The sequence below is a fragment of the Serratia sp. CY81684 genome (genome assembly GCF_052166595.1).
Taxonomy (GTDB): Bacteria; Pseudomonadota; Gammaproteobacteria; order Enterobacterales; family Enterobacteriaceae; genus Serratia; species Serratia nematodiphila.
The window spans coordinates 1,104,044-1,117,654 of record NZ_JBJNOO010000003.1; the positions used below are offsets into that span (position 1 = coordinate 1,104,044).

At 59.8% G+C, this 13,611-nt stretch carries 16 protein-coding genes; 9 read left to right on the forward strand and 7 right to left on the reverse strand.

Features of this window, described 5'->3' with window-relative positions; all coding sequences use genetic code 11:
• Positions 1 to 11 precede the first annotated feature (11 nt).
• The 5 genes from cmoB to ACJ8QF_RS13145 form a co-directional block, all read right to left on the reverse strand.
• The gene (gene cmoB / locus ACJ8QF_RS13125; RefSeq protein ID WP_004932392.1) at positions 12 to 983 is read right to left on the reverse strand and encodes a tRNA 5-methoxyuridine(34)/uridine 5-oxyacetic acid(34) synthase CmoB; all 972 of its coding nucleotides are present in this window, start codon (positions 981 to 983) and stop codon (positions 12 to 14) included.
• A complete protein-coding gene (gene cmoA, locus ACJ8QF_RS13130; RefSeq protein ID WP_004932389.1) occupies positions 980 to 1,723 on the reverse strand; it encodes a carboxy-S-adenosyl-L-methionine synthase CmoA in 744 nt (247 codons plus the stop codon). The genes cmoB and cmoA overlap by 4 nt, the downstream gene beginning before the upstream one ends.
• A 102-nt stretch (positions 1,724 to 1,825) precedes the next feature.
• On the reverse strand, positions 1,826 to 2,221 hold the full coding sequence (locus ACJ8QF_RS13135; protein ID WP_004932387.1) for an MAPEG family protein: 396 nt from the start codon (positions 2,219 to 2,221) through the stop codon (positions 1,826 to 1,828).
• A gap of 102 nt (positions 2,222 to 2,323) precedes the next feature.
• Positions 2,324 to 3,139 (reverse strand): DUF72 domain-containing protein, encoded by an 816-nt coding sequence (locus ACJ8QF_RS13140; RefSeq protein WP_325962359.1) that lies wholly within the window; start codon positions 3,137 to 3,139, stop codon positions 2,324 to 2,326.
• 53 nt (positions 3,140 to 3,192) lie between these two features.
• On the reverse strand, positions 3,193 to 3,771 hold the full coding sequence (locus ACJ8QF_RS13145) for a hydrolase (RefSeq protein WP_004932381.1): 579 nt from the start codon (positions 3,769 to 3,771) through the stop codon (positions 3,193 to 3,195).
• Positions 3,772 to 4,025: 254 nt separating this feature from the next.
• Between ACJ8QF_RS13145 and ACJ8QF_RS13150 the strand changes: the two genes are divergently transcribed.
• The 7 genes from ACJ8QF_RS13150 to ruvB all read left to right on the forward strand — a co-directional run bounded on the left by ACJ8QF_RS13150 (position 4,026) and on the right by ruvB (position 9,616).
• Positions 4,026 to 4,217 (forward strand): FmdB family zinc ribbon protein, encoded by a 192-nt coding sequence (locus ACJ8QF_RS13150; protein ID WP_033632845.1) that lies wholly within the window; start codon positions 4,026 to 4,028, stop codon positions 4,215 to 4,217.
• Positions 4,218 to 4,291: 74 nt separating this feature from the next.
• Positions 4,292 to 6,076: an aspartate--tRNA ligase gene (gene aspS / locus ACJ8QF_RS13155; RefSeq protein WP_442537571.1), complete on the forward strand. Its 1,785-nt coding sequence runs from the start codon at positions 4,292 to 4,294 to the stop codon at positions 6,074 to 6,076.
• The gene (nudB, locus tag ACJ8QF_RS13160) at positions 6,076 to 6,522 is read left to right on the forward strand and encodes a dihydroneopterin triphosphate diphosphatase (protein WP_004932373.1); all 447 of its coding nucleotides are present in this window, start codon (positions 6,076 to 6,078) and stop codon (positions 6,520 to 6,522) included. Before aspS ends, nudB begins: the two co-directional genes overlap by 1 nt.
• Positions 6,523 to 6,542: 20 nt before the next feature.
• Entirely contained in the window at positions 6,543 to 7,286 is a 744-nt protein-coding gene (locus ACJ8QF_RS13165; RefSeq protein ID WP_004932370.1) for a YebC/PmpR family DNA-binding transcriptional regulator, read from the forward strand.
• A gap of 57 nt (positions 7,287 to 7,343) precedes the next feature.
• Entirely contained in the window at positions 7,344 to 7,865 is a 522-nt protein-coding gene (gene ruvC / locus ACJ8QF_RS13170; protein WP_004932367.1) for a crossover junction endodeoxyribonuclease RuvC, read from the forward strand.
• 112 nt (positions 7,866 to 7,977) lie between these two features.
• Positions 7,978 to 8,592 (forward strand): Holliday junction branch migration protein RuvA, encoded by a 615-nt coding sequence (gene ruvA, locus ACJ8QF_RS13175; protein ID WP_442537572.1) that lies wholly within the window; start codon positions 7,978 to 7,980, stop codon positions 8,590 to 8,592.
• 19 nt (positions 8,593 to 8,611) lie between these two features.
• Complete coding sequence (gene ruvB / locus ACJ8QF_RS13180; RefSeq protein ID WP_004932364.1) at positions 8,612 to 9,616, forward strand: Holliday junction branch migration DNA helicase RuvB; 1,005 nt, start codon at positions 8,612 to 8,614, stop codon at positions 9,614 to 9,616.
• Positions 9,617 to 9,677: 61 nt separating this feature from the next.
• Here the strand turns inward: ruvB and znuB are convergent, their stop codons facing one another.
• Both znuB and znuC read right to left on the reverse strand, forming a co-directional pair.
• Entirely contained in the window at positions 9,678 to 10,463 is a 786-nt protein-coding gene (gene znuB / locus ACJ8QF_RS13185) for a zinc ABC transporter permease subunit ZnuB (protein ID WP_015378131.1), read from the reverse strand.
• Positions 10,460 to 11,218 (reverse strand): zinc ABC transporter ATP-binding protein ZnuC, encoded by a 759-nt coding sequence (gene znuC / locus ACJ8QF_RS13190; protein ID WP_004932357.1) that lies wholly within the window; start codon positions 11,216 to 11,218, stop codon positions 10,460 to 10,462. The genes znuB and znuC overlap by 4 nt, the downstream gene beginning before the upstream one ends.
• A 78-nt stretch (positions 11,219 to 11,296) precedes the next feature.
• On the opposite strand from znuC, the gene znuA reads away from it, so the two are divergent.
• Positions 11,297 to 12,241, forward strand: coding sequence for a zinc ABC transporter substrate-binding protein ZnuA (znuA, locus tag ACJ8QF_RS13195; protein ID WP_004932351.1), 945 nt, complete (start codon positions 11,297 to 11,299; stop codon positions 12,239 to 12,241).
• 21 nt (positions 12,242 to 12,262) lie between these two features.
• The gene (mepM, locus tag ACJ8QF_RS13200; protein ID WP_049186201.1) at positions 12,263 to 13,585 is read left to right on the forward strand and encodes a murein DD-endopeptidase MepM; all 1,323 of its coding nucleotides are present in this window, start codon (positions 12,263 to 12,265) and stop codon (positions 13,583 to 13,585) included.
• Positions 13,586 to 13,611 lie beyond the last annotated feature (26 nt).

A 13,611-nucleotide genomic window follows, 5' to 3' on the forward strand; every position in this document is an offset into this window, starting at 1 on the left:
ATTAGCAAGCGCTAGGGCTTTTTGGCGGTCAATACGGCGCGCAGCGGCGCAGGATAGCCTTCAACCGTTTTGCTGCGGTCGTTTGGGTCGAGGAATTCAGCCAGCGACTCGCTGGTCATCCAGTCTGTACGGCGCTGTTCTTCGAGGCTGGTGACGCACATATCGGCGATTTTCACGTCGACGAAGCCGCATTTCTCCAGCCAGCATTTCAGCGCTTCGGCGGAAGGAATGAAATACACGTTGCGCATCTGCGCATAACGGTCGCCCGGCACCAGCACCTGGTGGCGATCGCCTTCCACCACCAGCGTTTCCAGCACCAGTTCGCCTTCAGCTACCAGCTGATTTTTCAACTGATACAGATGATCGAGCGGCGAGCGGCGATGATACAGGACGCCCATCGAGAACACGGTGTCGAACGCCGCCAGTTCCGGCAATTGCTCGATGCCGAGCGGCAGCAGATGGGCGCGCTGATCGCCGCCCAACAGCTTGCGCACCGCTTCGAACTGGCACAGGAACAGCTGCATCGGATCGATGCCTACGGCGAGGTGTGCGCCGGCGCCGATCATGCGCCACAGGTGATAACCGCTGCCGCAGCCGACGTCGAGAATGGTGCGTCCGGCCAGCGGAGAAATGTGCGGCAGCACGCGATCCCACTTCCAGTCGGAATGCCATTCGGTATCGATATCGATGCCATACAGCGAGAACGGCCCTTTACGCCACGGCATCAGGGTGCGCAGCATTTTCTCGACGCCTTCACGCTGGCCCGGCGACAGGCCAGGCTCCATCTCAGCGCGCACGCCGTGCAGCAGATCGAGACGGGTGGGGGTCAGCGTCGGCAAATGTTCCACCGAGTTGAACCACTGCTTGAATTTGCCGTGCAGCGATTCGCGTTGCCAGGCGCTCAGCTGCGCGGGCAGCGTATCCAGCCAGTGGCTGAGGGGGCTCTTGGCAATGCGCTGATAGAAATCACCAAATTCGATCATTGCGCATCCCCCGCTTTCAGGGCGATCAGCGAACCGAAGTTGAAGCACTGGAACCACACTTCGGCATGCTCGAATCCGGCCTGTTGCAGACGCGCCTTGTGCGCTTCCACCGAATCGGTCAGCATCACGTTTTCCAGCATGCTGCGTTTTTGGCTGATCTCCAGCTCGCTGTATCCGTTGGCGCGTTTGAAATCGTGGTGCATGTTGAACAGCAGCTCGCCGACTTCGGCATCTTCAAAGCTGAACTTCTCCGACAGCACCAGCGCGCCGCCCGGGCGCAGGCCACGATAGATTTTCTCCAGCAGGCGCAGGCGATCGGCCGGCTCGAGGAACTGCAGCGTAAAGTTCAGTACCACCATTGAGGCGTCTTCGATGTCGATGTCGCGAATGTCGGCTTCGATAACCTCGACCGGCGTCTCGGCGCGGAAGGCGTCAATATGGCGGCGACAGCGTTCCACCATCGCCGGCGAGTTGTCGACGGCGACGATATGGCAGCCAGGCACCTTGATATTCCGCCGCATCGACAGCGTCGCCGCGCCCAGCGAGCAGCCCAGGTCATACACCCGGCTGTCGGGTTGCACAAAACGTTCGGCCAGCATGCCGATCATCGAGATGATGTTGGAATAGCCGGGAACGGAGCGTTGGATCATGTCGGGGAACACTTCGGCGACGCGTTCGTCGAAGGTCCAGTCGCCCAGTTTGGCGATGGGGGCGGAGAAAAGAGTATCGCGGTTTGGCATAGCGGCAAATCAGTTCAGAATTCGAAGCTGCGTAGTCTAACAGAAAAGCGCAAAAAAGCGGAGCGGAAGCAGGCGGCGCGGCCGCCTGATGATAAAACGGGATCAGTGCAGGCTGAAAATCAGATCCCAAGGCAGATAGAAGATATTTGCCAGAACCATCAACAACAAAGAGATATAGGTCGCGGCCATGCCTGAACGGCGCCAGCGAACCTCGCGGTTGCGTAAACCGTAGTAATGCACCAGCCGCCCGGCCATCAGCATCAGGCCGCAGAGGTGAATCATCCAGATTTCCGCGCCGTTCATTTCCATGATCACCAGCAATACGGCAGCGATAGGAATGTATTCAACGGCGTTGCCATGCACGCGTATGGCGGTCTGCAATTCGTAGAAACCGCCGTCGCCGTAGGCTACGCGGTACTGCATCCTTAACCTGACTACGTCATAAGAGAGTTTGATCAACAACAATGCGCCGAGCACCACATAAAGCGCGCTTACCATTTTTAACTCCGTTCCCTAACCAAAACTGGCAGCCAGCATCATAGCCGTCATTGTATTCACTGTCGCGGGGAAATATTTGATGTTATTGGTCAGATTAATAGGTCAAAACAGTGCATCTTGTTCTGGCCAGTCTGGCGGTGCAGGCAAATCAGGGATCGCCAGGCGCAACTGCTGCCAAATTTTTTGCGCCTGCTGGGGCGAATCGCCGTTGTCCGGCGTATGAATAAACAGATAGGGCTGATGCTGTTGCTGCCACAGCGGCAGTTTTTGTTGCCAGGCTTCGAACCAGCGCAGGTTATCGGCCAGTTGGTCACCGCCGATAAAGCGCACCAACGGTTGGTCGGCGGTGACCAGCGCGTGTACCGGCAGCTTCGGTTTTTTCTGCTGGGCATCGCGCACGGCGGCGGTATCGGGGGCGGCGTGATGCACCGGGCGGCTGTCGAGGATCACCCGATTGATGCCGCGCTGGTGTAACCCCTGATTCAACGCGCGCTCTTCCTCACCCTTGGCGAAAAACGCCGGATGGCGCACTTCTACGCCGTAAGTGAATTCCTGCGGCAGGCTTTCGAAGAACTGCCACATGCGCGGCAGCTCATCGGGACCGAAGGCGGCGGGCAGCTGCAGCCACAACTGGCCGATGCGCTGATGCACCGGGCTCAGGCAGTGGTAAAACGCCTGTAGCTCGGCGGCGCAGTTGCGCAGGGCGGCCTTGTGGCTGATGTCCGACGGGAATTTGAAGCAGAAGCGAAAATCGTCGCCGGTCATGTCGCGCCAGCGCTGCACGATTTCCAGTTTCGGCAGCGCGTAGAAGGTGGTGTTGCCTTCCACGCAGTTGAAGTAGCGGCTGTAATCCGCCAAATCACGCAGCCCGATACGGTTCCAGGCTGAATGTTGCCACTGCGGCAGTCCGATGTAGATCACGGCGTCGTCTTCCTTTACTTGTGCTTGGCTTATCAGGCTACAACTTAACGTTACCGCTCGAGCGCGGCAAGAATTTCGCCGGTGTCGCGCACCCGTGCCAGACGCGGGAAAATGTGCTCGAACGCGAAGCGGTGCATTTCCGCGTTCTGCGCGCTGCAGACGTCTTCGGCGATCACCAGTTCATAGCCGTGCTCCCAGGCGGCGCGGGCGGTGGACTCCACGCCGATATTGGTGGATATGCCGCCCAAGACTACGGATTTGATGCCGCGGCGGCGCAGCTGCAAGTCCAGATCGGTGCCGTAGAAGGCGCCCCATTGGCGCTTGGTGATCAGAATATCGTTGTCGCAGACCGCCAGCGGCGCGGGGAATTCCCACCAGCTGGCCGGCAAGCCGCCGGCGGGCGCGGGAGCTGGTTTATCCACCGGTTGTTTCAGCGCCTCGGCGAAGGAGTCTGACCAACCGACGCGCACCAATAGCACCGGCGCGCCCAGCATGCGAAAACGCGCGGCCAGCAGGGCGGCGTTCGCCACCACCTGGCCGGCGCTGTGCGGGCCGCCGGCGTAAGGCAGAATGCCGTTTTGCAAATCGATCAGCACCAGAGCGGTGGTTTGGGCGTCAAGTTTCAGCATGGATTTCATCTCGTTGCGAAGTGGATAAAAACTGTTCGGCGCGTCGGGCGAGCTGCGTTCGGCGCAAAACCGGGGGAGAATCAGGCTACGTGAAAAAACTGTCGCAGGTTAATGGGAAATTTGTTAACCGATGTGTTGATTCGGACAAAAACGCGCCATTTAGTGCAGTAACAATGCTGTGTTCGCACTTATCGGGCGGATGAATTTCCTTTATAATGACTCCCTTTTTTCAACACTCTTTAATCCAACGACCTATGCCGATTTATGAATATGCATGTGGTGCTTGCAACCATCGGTTAGAGAAATTGCAAAAATTTTCCGATGCGCCGCTGGCAGACTGCCCGGCGTGTGGGCAGCCCGCGTTGACCAAGTTGATCTCATCCTCCGGCTTCCAGCTTAAGGGCACCGGCTGGTATGCGACGGATTTTAAACCGGGCAACAAGTAGAATTTATCAGATAACAGCCGCGCGACAGGGGCGCAGTAGCCCGGCGCGGCATCGGCTGTGTAAAAGGATAGCGTATGCGTACTGAATATTGCGGGCAGTTGAATCTGTCCCACGTGGGCCAGGAAGTCACTCTGTGTGGTTGGGTCAATCGTCGTCGCGATCTGGGCGGCCTGATCTTTATTGATATGCGCGACCGTGAAGGCATCGTGCAGGTGTTCTTCGACCCGGACGAGAAAGTGGCGTTCGACAAGGCCTATGACCTGCGCAATGAATTCTGCATCCAGATCGTCGGCACCGTGCGTGCGCGTCCGGACAGCCAGATCAATAAAGATATGGCCACCGGCGAAGTGGAAGTGTTCGCCCACGCGCTCGAGATCATCAACCGCTCCGAGCCGCTGCCGCTGGACTCCAACCAGGTCAACAGCGAAGAAGCGCGCCTGAAATACCGTTACCTCGATCTGCGTCGCCCGGAAATGGCCGAGCGTCTGAAGACTCGCGCCAAAATCACCAGCTTCGTACGCCGCTTTATGGACAGCCACGGTTTCCTCGACATCGAAACGCCGATGCTGACCAAGGCGACGCCGGAAGGCGCCCGCGATTACCTGGTGCCGAGCCGCGTGCACAAGGGCAAATTCTACGCGCTGCCGCAGTCTCCGCAGCTGTTTAAACAGCTGCTGATGATGTCCGGCTTCGATCGTTACTACCAGATCGTCAAATGCTTCCGCGACGAAGACCTGCGTGCGGACCGTCAGCCTGAATTCACCCAGATCGACGTCGAAACCTCTTTCATGACCGCCGAGCAGGTGCGTGAAGTGATGGAGAAGCTGGCGCGTGAACTGTGGCTGGACGTGAAGGGCGTGGATCTGGGCGATTTCCCGGTCATGACCTTCGCCGAAGCGATGCGTCGCTTTGGTTCCGACAAGCCGGACCTGCGTAACCCGCTGGAGCTGGTGGACGTGGCTGACCTGGTCAAGGACGTCGAGTTTAAAGTGTTCTCCGGCCCGGCCAACGACGCCAAAGGCCGCGTGGCGGCGATCCGCGTACCGGGCGGCGCACAGCTGACCCGCAAGCAGATCGACGAGTACGGCGCTTTCGTCAACATCTACGGCGCGAAAGGCCTGGCCTGGCTGAAGGTCAACGACCGCTCCGCCGGCATGGAAGGCGTGCAGAGCCCGATCGCCAAATTCCTCAGCGCGGAAGTGCTGGAAGCCGTCCTGGCGCGCACCGATGCGCAGACCGGCGACATCCTGTTCTTCGGCGCAGACAGTTTCAAGATTGTCACCGATGCGATGGGCGCGCTGCGCCTGAAGCTGGGTCGCGATCTGGGGCTGACCCAACTCGACAGCTGGGCGCCGCTGTGGGTGGTCGACTTCCCGATGTTCGAAGAAGACGAAGAGGGCGGCCTGGCGGCGATGCACCACCCGTTCACCTCGCCGCGCGACATGAGCCCGGAAGAGCTGGCCGCCGCGCCGGTCAATGCCATCGCCAACGCCTATGACATGGTGATCAACGGCTACGAAGTGGGCGGCGGTTCGGTGCGTATTCACCGCAGCGAAATGCAGCAGATGGTATTCAGCATTCTGGGCATCGACGAACACGAACAGCGCGAGAAGTTCGGCTTCCTGCTGGACGCGCTGAAGTACGGCACGCCGCCGCACGCCGGCCTGGCCTTCGGCCTGGACCGTCTGGTGATGCTGCTGACCGGCACCGACAATATCCGCGACGTGATCGCCTTCCCGAAAACCACCGCGGCGGCCTGTCTGATGACCGACGCCCCGAGCTTCGCCAACCCGGCGGCGCTGCAGGAGCTGGCGATCAGCGTGGTAAAGAAAGCCGGTGCGGAACAAGAGAGCGAGTGATGAGTTACAAGCGCCCTGAATCTATCCTGGTAGTGATTTACGCGAAATCCAGTGGTCGGGTGCTGATGTTACAGCGGCGCGACGATACCGAGTTCTGGCAGTCGGTCACCGGCAGCCTGGAGCAGGATGAGTCGCCGCCGCATGCCGCGCGGCGTGAAGTCATGGAAGAAGTCGGTATCGATATCGAAGCAGAGCACCTGCCGTTGTTCGATTGCCAGCGCTGCGTGGAGTTTGAACTCTTTGTCCATTTGCGACATCGCTATGCGCCGGGAACCACGCGCAATAAAGAGCACTGGTTCTGTCTGGCGTTGCCCGAGGAGCGCGATCCGGTGATTACCGAGCATCACGCTTACCAATGGCTTGAGGCGGCAGAGGCCGTGAAGTTGACCAAGTCGTGGAGCAATCAGCAGGCGATTGAAGAGTTCGTGATCAATTCAGTCCAGTAGTTTTTTTCGGAGATTTTTTTATGGCAGGTCATAGTAAGTGGGCCAACACAAAGCACCGTAAAGCGGCGCAGGACGCCAAGCGCGGTAAAATTTTCACCAAGATTATTCGTGAGCTGGTCACGGCCGCCAAGCTGGGCGGCGGCGATCCGGATTCCAACCCGCGTCTGCGCGCGGCGATGGACAAGGCGCTGTCGAACAACATGACGCGCGACACCATGAACCGTGCAATCGCGCGCGGCGTGGGCGGTGATGATGACACCAACATGGAAACCATCATCTATGAAGGCTACGGCCCTGGCGGCACCGCCGTCATGATCGAATGCCTGAGCGACAATCGCAACCGCACCGTGGCGGAAGTGCGTCACGCCTTCACCAAATGCGGCGGCAACCTCGGCACCGACGGTTCCGTTGCCTACCTGTTCACCAAGAAGGGCGTGATCACTTACGCACCGGGCCTGGATGAAGACAGCGTAATGGAAGCGGCGCTGGAAGCCGGCGCGGAAGACATCGTGACCTATGACGATGGCGCCATCGACGTGTTCACCGCCTGGGAAAGCCTTGGCGCGGTGAAAGACGCACTGACCGCGGCGGGCTTCGAAGCCGAAGCGGCGGAAGTGTCGATGATCCCATCGACCAAGGCCGACATGGACGCGGAAACCGCGCCTAAGCTGCTGCGCCTGATCGATATGCTGGAAGACTGCGACGACGTGCAGGAAGTTTACCATAACGGTGAAATCTCCGACGAAGTAGCGGCGACGCTGTAATTCGGTAAAACGGGCGCCGCCGTTCGGCGGCGCCGTGCATGTAAGGTGGATGTAGATATGGCGATCATACTCGGTATCGATCCCGGCTCGCGCGTCACCGGCTATGGCCTTATCCGCCAGCAGGGGCGCCAGTTGAGCTATATCGCCAGCGGCTGCATCCGCACGGTGGTGGACGACATGCCGACGCGGCTGAAGCTGATTTACGCCGGCGTCAGCGAGATCATCACCCAGTTCCAGCCCGATTTCTTCGCCATCGAACAGGTGTTTATGGCCAAGAACCCGGATTCGGCGCTCAAGCTCGGCCAGGCGCGCGGCGTCGCGATCGTGGCGGCGGTGAATCAGAACCTGGAAGTGTTCGAGTATGCGGCGCGGCAGGTCAAACAAACCGTGGTCGGCACCGGCGCGGCCGAAAAGGCGCAGGTACAGCACATGGTGCGCTCGCTGCTCAAACTCTCGGCAAACCCGCAGGCGGATGCCGCGGATGCCCTGGCCATCGCCATCACCCACTGCCACCTCAGCCAGAACGTGCTGCGAATGAGCGAAGGGCGGCTGAACCTGGCGCGCGGGCGTTTGCGCTGACGCGAAACGATGATTGCTCAGGCTGGATATTCATCCAGCCTTTTTTATGTTATAAGCTTTACCAGCAACGGCATGGCAGGGCGCCATGCCCGGTAATTCTGCAGGAGGGTAAATGATAGGTCGTCTCAGAGGAAATATTCTGGAAAAGCAGCCGCCGCTGGTGTTACTGGAGGCGAACGGCGTGGGTTATGAAGTGCACATGCCGATGACCTGCTTTTACGAGCTGCCGGAACTGGGGCAAGAGGCCATCGTGTTTACCCACTTCGTGGTGCGTGAAGACGCGCAGCTGCTGTACGGTTTCAACGACAAGCAGGAGCGTGCGCTATTCCGCGAGCTGATCAAGGTCAACGGCGTCGGGCCGAAACTGGCGCTCGCTATCCTGTCGGGCATGTCCGCGCAGCAGTTCGTCAGCGCGGTGGAGCGCGAAGAGATCACCGCACTGGTCAAGCTGCCGGGCGTGGGCAAAAAAACCGCCGAGCGTCTGGTGGTCGAGATGAAAGACCGCTTCAAAGGGCTCAACGGCGATCTGTTCAACAACAGCAGCGAGATCAGCCTGCCGGCCGCCGCCCACAAAACGCCGGAAGCGGACGCGGAAGCCGAAGCCGTCTCGGCGCTGGTGGCGCTGGGCTATAAGCCGCAGGAAGCCAGCCGCATGGTCAGCAAAATTGCCAAGCCGGGCGCCGACTGCGAAACCCTGATCCGCGACGCGTTGCGCGCTGCTTTGTAAGGCCGCTAAGAGGTAGATAATGATTGAAGCCGATCGCCTGATTTCCGCCGAACCGATCAACGAAGAAGAGATCCTCGATCGCGCCATTCGTCCCAAGCTGCTGACTGAATACGTCGGCCAGCCGCACGTGCGCGAGCAGATGGAGATCTTCATTCAGGCGGCCAAGCAGCGCGGCGACGCGCTCGACCATTTATTGATCTTCGGCCCGCCGGGGCTGGGGAAAACCACCCTGGCCAACATCGTGGCCAACGAAATGGGCGTAAATTTGCGCACCACTTCCGGCCCGGTGCTGGAGAAGGCGGGCGATTTGGCGGCGATGCTGACCAACCTCGAACCGCACGACGTCTTGTTCATCGACGAAATTCACCGTTTGTCACCGGTGGTGGAAGAAGTATTGTATCCGGCGATGGAAGACTACCAGCTGGATATCATGATCGGCGAAGGGCCGGCAGCGCGTTCGATTAAGCTCGATCTGCCGCCGTTTACCTTGGTGGGAGCCACCACCCGCGCCGGTTCGCTGACCTCGCCGCTGCGCGATCGCTTCGGCATTGTCCAGCGGCTGGAGTTTTATCAGGTGGCGGATCTGCAGCACATCGTCTCGCGCAGCGCCGGGTGCCTGGGGTTGGAGCTGTCCGACGAGGGTGCCCATGAAGTGGCCCGCCGCGCGCGCGGCACGCCGCGTATCGCCAACCGCCTGTTGCGCCGGGTGCGCGATTTCGCTGAAGTGCGCGCCAACGGCGTGATCAGCGGTTCGGTGGCGGCGCAGGCGCTTGATATGCTCAACGTCGATGCCGAAGGCTTCGACTATATGGATCGCAAACTGCTGTTGGCGATTATCGACAAGTTTACCGGTGGCCCGGTCGGGTTGGATAACCTGGCGGCGGCGATCGGTGAAGAGCGCGAAACCATCGAAGACGTGATTGAACCGTTTCTGATCCAGCAGGGCTTTATCCAGCGCACGCCGCGTGGCCGTCTGGCGACGCAGCACGCCTACCGGCACTTTGGTCTCGAACGCGAAGAGTAAATTTTTAATCCGCCAATAAAAAAGGGCCGCAGATGCGGCCCTTGTCATATCCCGGCTTTAATCAAGCCTGTTGTTTTTTGAACAGGCTCAGCGTGAACAGCACGGCAGCGCAGAGCACCACCGAAGGGCCGGCCGGCGTATCGTAAAATGCCGAGAAGGCCAGGCCGCCGGTAACCGCCACCATGCCGAGCAGTACCGCGACACCCGCCATCTGCTCCGGCGTGCGCGCGAAGCGGCGAGCGGTCGCCGCCGGAATGATCAGCAGCGAGGTGATGATCAGCGCGCCGACGAATTTCATCGCCAGGCCGATGGTCAACGCGGTGACCAGCATCAGCACGGTGCGTGCCCGCGCTAAATTGACGCCGTCGACGTGTGCCAGCTCCGGGCTGATGGTCATCGACAGCAGATCGCGCCATTGCCACCACAGCACCAACAGCACCACGGCGACGCCGCCGGCGATCATCACGATGTCGCTCAGCGTGACCGACAGCAGATCGCCGAACAGGTAGGCCATCAGATCGACCCGCACGTTGGACATCAACGCCACCACCACCAGACCCAGCGACAGGGCGCTGTGGGCCAGAATGCCGAGCAGGGTATCTACCGAAAGCTGCGGGCGGCGTTCCAGCCACACCAGGGCCAGGGCCAGCAGCAGCGTAATGGCGATCACCGCATAGAAAGGATTGATGTCCAGCAGCAGACCAAAGGCGACGCCGAGCAGCGAGGCGTGCGCCAGGGTGTCGCCGAAGTAGGACATGCGGCGCCAAACCACAAAGGAGCCCAGCGGCCCGGCGGCGCTAGCCAGCAACACCCCGGCCAGCCAGCCGGGAAGTAACAATTCGATCATGCTTCGCGGCTCCCGGTTTTCTTCAAGACAATTCTTCCCTGCAGGTCGTGGCGGTGGTTGTGATGGTGGCGATACACCGCCAGCTGCTCTGCGCCGCGGTTGCCGAACATGGCGATGAATTCGGGATGCATCGAGACCACCTCCGGCGCGCCGGAGCAGCAGATGTGCTGATTGAGGCACAACACCTCGTCGGTTTTCGCCATCACCAGATGCAGATCGTGCGAGACCATCAGCACGGCGCAGCCCAGCTCTTTACGCAGCTGATCGATCAAATCGTACAGCGCCAGTTGACCGTTGACGTCCACCCCTTGCGTGGGTTCGTCCAGCACCAGCAGCTGCGGTTTATTCAGCAGCGCTCGCGCCAGCAGTACGCGCTGGTTTTCACCGCCGGAGAGCTTCTGCATCGGCTGGTCGAGCAGGTGGGCGGCGTGCACGCGCTTGAGCGCCGGCAGAATGTCGGCTTTCTTTACGCCGGGCTTGAGACGCATAAAGCGGCTGACGGTCAGCGGCAGGGTGGCGTCGAGGTGGAGTTTTTGCGGCACGTAGCCGATGCGCAGGTCGGGCTCCCGCTCCAGCGTGCCGGCGGTTGGTTTGACCAATCCCAGCACCACGCGTACCAGTGTGGATTTGCCCGCGCCGTTCGGGCCAAGCAGCGTGAGAATACGGCCGGGCTGCAGGCTGAGGGAAATGTTCGACAGCACCTTGCGGCTGCCGAAGGCGACGGAGATATTTTTTAGCGTTATCAGTGTAGACATCTCGAGATTACAGGTTGCAGAACGAAGCGGATGTTATAATATCACGCCTTGTTGATGAAAACGATGGGATTACTGATGATGGCAAAGAAAAATAAATGGCTGCAGCGCACGCTGCTGGCCAGCGCACTGTTGATGGCCGGCCCGCTGAGCAGCGCTTCCGCTGCGGTGGTGACCTCGATTCGCCCCTTAGGCTTTATCGCTTCGGCCATCGCCGACGGCGTGACGCCGACCGAGGTGTTGCTGCCGGACGGCGCTTCGCCGCACGATTTTGCGTTGCGTCCTTCCGATATCCAGCGCCTGCGTTCCGCTGACCTGGTGTTGTGGGTCGGGCCGGACATGGAAGCGTTCCTGACCAAGGCGCTGGTGCCGATCTCGGCGACGCGAAAGCTGGCTATCAGCGAACTGCCGGCGGTGAAGCCGCTGCTGATGAAAGGCGAAGAGGACGACGATCATGAACATGCAGGCGAAGCGCATAACCATGCCGATGACGATCACGGGCATCATCACGGCGAGTACAATATGCACGTTTGGCTGTCGCCGGAGATAGCAAAAGTGACCGCGATCGCGATTCACGACAGATTGTTGGAACTTATGCCGCAAAATAAGGACAAATTAGACGCAAACCTGCGCCAGTTCGAGAATCTGCTGACGCAAACTGACAAAAATGTTGGTAACATGCTTACGCCTGTGCAAGGTAAGGGTTATTTTGTTTTTCATGATGCTTACGGCTACTTTGAAAAACACTACGGTTTGAGTCCGCTGGGCCATTTCACCGTCAATCCCGAAATTCAGCCTGGAGCACAGCGCCTACACCAAATTCGAACACAGTTGGTTGAGCAGAAAGCGGTATGCGTTTTTGCTGAGCCACAATTCAGGCCGGCCGTAATCAATGCCGTCGCCAAGGGTACCAAAGTGCGTTCCGGAACGCTGGACCCGCTGGGCACCGGCATCGCGCTGGAGAAGGACAGCTACGGGAAATTCCTGACTCAGCTGTCAAACCAGTACGTGAGCTGCCTGAAGTAAAGCTTATGAGGATAATATCGAGTGCAGCAGATAGTCCGAACTATCGCTCTGGCGTATAACAACCTGCCACGGCCCCACCGCGTCATGCTGGGGTCGCTGACAGTCGTCACATTGGCCGTCGCTGTTTGGCGGCCTTTTGTTTACCACCCAGAACACAACCCCATCGCCAAGAGCGTCGAGTTAGAATCCAGCCAGATGCGGTCATTGCTCCCTGAAGCCAGTGAACCGATAGATGTCGACCAACCCACCCCCGATGACGAAATCCCGCAGGATGAGCTGGACCAGAAGGATGCCGGCGATGATGGCGTGCATGAATATGTGGTTTCCACCGGCGACACCCTTGGCAGCATTCTGACGCAGTACGGCATCGATATGTCGGATGTCACTTTGCTGGCTTCGCAAAACCGCGATCTGCGTAACCTGAAGATCGGCCAACAGCTGTCGTGGACCGTGAACGACGCAGGCGATTTGCAGCAGTTGACCTGGGAGGTTTCCCGCCGCGAAACTCGCACCTATGATCGCGTCGGCAACAGCTTCAAGGAGTCAAAAGAGGCGCAGCAGGGCGAATGGCGCAACAACGTGATCAGCGGCCGGGTCAACGGCAGCTTCGTCAGCAGCGCCGGCGACGCCGGGCTGAGCCGTAACGAAATCAACTCGGTGATCAAGGCGTTGCAGTGGCAGCTCGATTTCCGCAAGCTGCGCAAAGGCGATCAGTTCTCCGTGCTGATGTCGCGTGAGCATTTCGACGGTAAGAAATCGCAAAGCCAGCTGTTGGGCGTGCGTTTGCGCACCGGCGGCAAGGATTACTATGCGATCCGCGCCGAAGACGGCAAATTCTACGATCGCCAGGGCTCTGGCCTGGCGCGCGGCTTCATGCGTTTCCCGACCATGAAACAGTTCCGCATCTCCTCCAACTTCAACCCGCGCCGCGTGAACCCGGTGACCGGCCGCGTGGCGCCGCACAAGGGCGTCGATTTCGCCATGCCGGTCGGCACGCCGGTGCTGGCGGTCGGTGACGGTGAAGTGGTGATCGCCAAACGCAGCGGCGCAGCGGGTAACTATGTGGCGATCCGCCACGGTCGTCAGTACACCACGCGCTATATGCACCTGAAAAAACTGCTGGTGAAACCAGGCCAGAAGGTGAAACGCGGCGATCGCATTGCGCTCTCCGGCAACACCGGCCGTTCCACCGGGCCGCATCTGCACTTTGAACTGTGGACCGGCCAACAGGCGGTGAATCCGCTGACGGCCAAACTGCCGCGTTCCGAAGGGCTGGGCGGCAAAGACCGCAGCGATTATCTGGCGCAGGTGAAGGAAGTGATTCCTCAGCTGCAGTTGGATTAACGCCCCCTTTTTCCGGCGCTTCGGCG